This window comes from Streptomyces sp. NRRL F-6492, assembly GCF_001280125.1.
Taxonomy (GTDB): domain Bacteria; phylum Actinomycetota; class Actinomycetes; order Streptomycetales; family Streptomycetaceae; genus Streptomyces.
Genome location: NZ_LGEG01000075.1, coordinates 1 through 3,789, shown reverse-complemented (window position 1 = coordinate 3,789; position 3,789 = coordinate 1). Strand labels below are relative to the sequence as shown.

Genomic DNA, 3,789 nt, shown 5'->3' with positions numbered 1-3,789 from the left:
CCCCACTACAGCCCCAACCGCGCGATCGCCTTCTCCCCGTCCGGGACGCCCTCTCCCGCCTCCGCCGCCGACCACGCGGCCCCGCACAGGGCCCGTACCCCGTCCACGGGGTCCGCCTCTCCGGCCGCCGCTCCCCCGACCGTCTCGACCGCCAGCGCGCCCCCGCTCACCGAGGCCCGCCACGCCCCGCACACGAACCCGCCGTCCCGGTCGGCGGCCACCTCCGGCTGGCCGACGAGCAGCCCCCGCAGATCGGCCGCCACGTACGTCGGCCGGTGCTCGGGCACGGCCGCGAGCAGCTGTGCCACGTCCGTCACCCCGGTCAGGACGAGCAGCGAGTCCACCCCGCCGTTGAACGCGCCCTCGATGTCCGTGTCGAGCCGGTCCCCGACGACGAGGGGCCGCTCCGCCCCGGTCCGCAGCACCGTCTCCCGGTGCATCGGCGGCAGCGGCTTCCCGGCCACCTTCGGCTCGAAGCGGCCGCCGGTGCCGATCCGCACGACCTCCACGGCCGCCCCGTTCCCGGGTCCGATCCCGCGCGCCCCGGGGATCGTCAGGTCCGTGTTCGAGGCGTACCACGGCACGCCCCGCCCCACCGCGTAGGACGCCTCGGCGAACCGCTTCCACGGCAGGTCCGGCCCTCCGTACCCCTGGACGACCGCCGCCGGGTCGTCGTCCGCCGACTCCACCGGCACGAGTCCCCGCTCGCGCAGCGCCACCGCAAGGCCCTCGCCGCCGATGAGCAGCACCCGGGACCCGGCCGGCACCTCGTCCGCGATCAGCCGGGCGACGGCCTGCGCCGAGGTGACCACGTCCCCGGCCTCCGCCGGCACCCCCAGCTCCGTGAGGTGCGCCGCCACGGCGTCCGGCGTCCGCAGCGCGTTGTTGGTGACGTACGCGAGGCGCATCCCGCCGTCCCGGGCCGTCCCGAGCGACTCGACGGCGTACGGGACGGCCAGGCCGCCCGCGTACACGACCCCGTCCAGATCGAGCAGCGCCGTGTCGTACGCCTCGCTCAGCGGCTCCGCGCTGCCCTCCGGCCGCGTCCTGCCGCCGCCCCGCCGTCCCTGGTCGTCGTGCACCGTCACCGTTCGCTCCTCGTCTCACCGGGTGTGATCCCCCCGCTACCCCGATCATCGCTCATGCCCCGGCCCACATACGATGTCGAGATGAACACCTCAGGTCACGCGGCCGCCGACGTCCGCGACGACACGGCGGGGCTGCGCCTGGCCCCCTTCCGCGGGCTCCGGTACGTCCCCGAGCGGGTCGGCAGTCTCGCCGCCGTGACGTCCCCTCCCTACGACGTCGTCGTACGACCTGACGGGCTGCACCACCTGGAATCGGCGGACCCGCACAACATCGTCCGGCTGATCCTGCCGCAGGCGATGACCGCGGGCACCCGCCACCGCAAGGCCGCCGTCACCCTCGACCGCTGGCTCGCGGACGGCGTCCTCGCCCCCGACCCGGTGCCCGCGCTCTACGTGTACGAGCAGCGGGGCGACGGGATCCTCCAGCGCGGGATCATCGGCGCCCTGGAGCTCTCGGCCCCCGAGGCCGGGATCGTCCTCCCCCACGAGGACGTGATGCCGCACGTGGTCGAGGACCGCGCCGCCCTGATGCGGACGACCGCGGCCAACCTCGAACCCCTGCTCCTCACCTACCTCGGGGAGGACGGCGGGGGCGCGGACGCGGTCGTCGAGCGGTGCGCGGCACGCGAGCCGCTCCTCTCCACCACCACCGAGGACGGCTTCTCCCACCGCCTGTGGGCGGTGACGGACCCGGCCGAGCAGGCCGCCGTCGCCGCGGACCTCGGCCGCCACCAGGCCCTCATCGCGGACGGTCACCACCGCTGGGCGACCTACCTGCGGCTGCGCGAGGAGCACGTCCCGCCGGGCCCCTGGAACTACGGCCTGGTCCTCCTGGTCGACACCGCCCGCTACCCCCTGCGGGTCCGCGCCATCCACCGCCTCCTCAACCGCCTGCCGGTCGCCGACGCCCTCGCGGCCGTCGAGGGCTCCTTCCGGGTGCGCCGCCTCGACGGGTCCCTCCCGGAGGCCCTGGAGTCCCTCGCGGCGGCCACCGCCGGCGGCAACGCCTTCCTCCTCGCGGGCGACGGCGCCTTCCACCTCCTGGACCGCCCGGACCCGGCCCTCCTGGCCCGCACGATCCGTACGGACCGCCCCGGGGCCTGGCGCACGCTGGACGCGACCGTCCTGCACTCCACCCTCCTGGAGCACGTCTGGCACGTCCCGGACGCCCCCGAGGACATCGCCTACATCCACGACACCGAGGCCGCCGTGGCCCAGGCGGAACGCCGCGGGGGTACGGCGGTCCTCATGCACCCGGTACGCGAGGAGGTCGTCCGCGACCTGGCCCGCCAGGGCGTCACGATGCCCCGCAAGTCGACCTCCTTCGGCCCCAAGCCGGCGACGGGCCTGGTCCTGAGAAGCCTCGCGCTGGACTGAGGACCACCGGAGACGAAGAAGGGCGGCACCCCCGGGGGTGCCGCCCTTCTTCGTCTAAGAACCCGAATCAGCCCTTGTCACCGTCACGGCCGTCACGGCTGTCACGGTCGATCTCGACGTCATCGACGTCATCGACGACAACGCCGTCCGACTCCTCGTCCGACTCCTCGTCCGACTCCTCGTCGGCGTCCTCGGAGTCGTCCGAGTCGTCCGAGTCGTCGAACGCGTCGACGAACTCGACGCCGTCCATCTCGGCGAGCCGGTCGGAGGCGTCCGTGGCGCCGTCCTTGTCGGCCTCCAGGGCCTTGCCGAACCACTCCCGGGCCTCCTGCTCGCGGCCGGCGGCGAGGAGGGCGTCGGCGTACGCGTACCGCAGGCGCGCGGTCCACGGGTGAACGGCGCTGGAAGCGAGCTCGGGGCTCTGCAGCGTCACGATGGCCGCGTCGAGCTGCCCCAGGTCCCGGCGGGCGCCGGCGGCCACGAGCCGCATCTCGACCTGCCCGGCCTTGTCCAGCTTCTGCACCTCGGACTCACCGGCCATCGCGAGGGCCCGCTCGGGCCGGCCGAGGCCGCGCTCGCAGTCGGCCATGACGGGCCACAGCTCGACCCCGCCGCTCATCCGCCGCGCGGCCCGGAACTCGGCCAGCGCCTCGGAGTACTTCTGCGTGGCGTACGCGGCGAACCCGGCGGCCTCGCGGACGGCGGCGACACGGGACGCGAGCCGCAGGGCGACCCTGGAGTACCCGTAGGCCTTCTCCGGGTCCTCGTCGATCAGCTGGGCGACCATGACGAGGTTGCGCGAGACGTCCTCGGCGAGCCCCTTGGGCAGGCTCATCAGCTCCTGGCGCACGTCCGGGTCGATCTCCTCACCGGTGACCTCCGGCGGGATCGGCAGCCGCTTGATGGGCGCGCGGTCACCACGGTCGCGGTCCCGGTCGTCGCGACGCCCGTATCCACCACGGCTGTCGCCGCCCCGGTCGTCCCGCCCGCGGAACCCGCCACCACGGCTGTCGTCCCGCCGGAACCCACTGCCGCCCCGATTGTCATCGCGCCGGAAGCCACCGCCCCGGTCGTCACGACGGAAGCCGCCACCGCCACGGTTGTCGTCCCGGCGGTCGTCACGCTGGTACGAGGGACGCTCATCGCGCCGGAACGAGGGCCGCTCGCCGCCACGGTCGTCACGACGGAAGCCACCACCACGGTTGTCACCACCGCGATCGTCACGACGGAACCCACCGCCACGGTTGTCGTCGCGCCGGTCATCACGCTGGTACGAAGGACGCTCATCGCGCCGGAACGAGGGCCGCTCGCCGCCACGGTCGTC

At 74.6% G+C, this 3,789-nt stretch carries 3 protein-coding genes and 1 pseudogene; 1 reads left to right on the top strand and 3 read right to left on the bottom strand.

Features of this window, described 5'->3' with window-relative positions; translation table 11 throughout:
* Positions 1-5: 5 nt before the first annotated feature.
* Positions 6-1,088, bottom strand: a complete 1,083-nt coding sequence (locus tag ADL08_RS08750; protein ID WP_078968063.1) for an HAD hydrolase-like protein — start codon at positions 1,086-1,088, stop codon at positions 6-8.
* A gap of 81 nt (positions 1,089-1,169) precedes the next feature.
* Between ADL08_RS08750 and ADL08_RS08745 the strand changes: the two genes are divergently transcribed.
* Entirely contained in the window at positions 1,170-2,465 is a 1,296-nt protein-coding gene (locus tag ADL08_RS08745; protein WP_053641502.1) for a DUF1015 domain-containing protein, read from the top strand.
* Positions 2,466-2,532: 67 nt separating this feature from the next.
* On the opposite strand, the gene ADL08_RS08740 is transcribed toward ADL08_RS08745, so the two are convergent.
* Both ADL08_RS08740 and ADL08_RS38000 read right to left on the bottom strand, forming a co-directional pair.
* Entirely contained in the window at positions 2,533-3,360 is an 828-nt protein-coding gene (locus tag ADL08_RS08740) for a tetratricopeptide repeat protein (RefSeq protein WP_199836974.1), read from the bottom strand.
* Positions 3,300-3,789: pseudogene (locus tag ADL08_RS38000) on the bottom strand (hypothetical protein); the annotation flags it as partial. The gene ADL08_RS08740 and the pseudogene ADL08_RS38000, both read right to left, overlap by 61 nt.